Source organism: Micromonospora solifontis (assembly GCF_003725545.1).
Classification (GTDB): domain Bacteria; phylum Actinomycetota; class Actinomycetes; order Mycobacteriales; family Micromonosporaceae; genus Micromonospora; species Micromonospora solifontis.
Genome location: NZ_RJLN01000217.1, coordinates 1 through 390 on the forward strand (window position 1 = coordinate 1; position 390 = coordinate 390).

At 71.3% G+C, this 390-nt stretch carries 1 protein-coding gene; it reads right to left on the bottom strand.

Annotation, left to right across the window (positions count from 1 at the left end; genetic code table 11):
- The coding region (locus EFE23_RS27930) for a TSUP family transporter (RefSeq protein WP_239554201.1) at positions 1–384 on the bottom strand (384 nt) is incomplete at its 3' end.
- Positions 385–390 lie beyond the last annotated feature (6 nt).

Sequence of the window (390 nt, forward strand, 5' to 3'; positions counted from 1 at the left end):
GACGCGTCCGACGACCTTCTTGCCGGCCCACGCGCCGAGCAGGGTCGCCGGGGTCAGGGCGGCGCCGTAGAGCAGGACGGTGCGGGTGAGGAGGTTTCCGGCGCCGTAGGCGGCGATCTTGGAGGTGTGCATGACCAGGGCGCTGGCGGCTTCGGTGCCGATGTATGCGGCGCGGGTCAGTCCGTAGGCGAGGAAGAACGGCGCGGTCAGCGGTCCGACGGATCCGAGGAGCGCTGATCCGAGTCCGGAGGCCGCGCCGACCCCGGTGAAGGTTCGGTCGGTGGGGCGTCGGGGGTGGGGGTTGATCCGGCGCCAGAGGACCACGGCGATGAGGAACACGCCGAGGATCCGCTTGAGTGGTTCGAGTGGGGCGTGGGCGAGCAGGAGTCC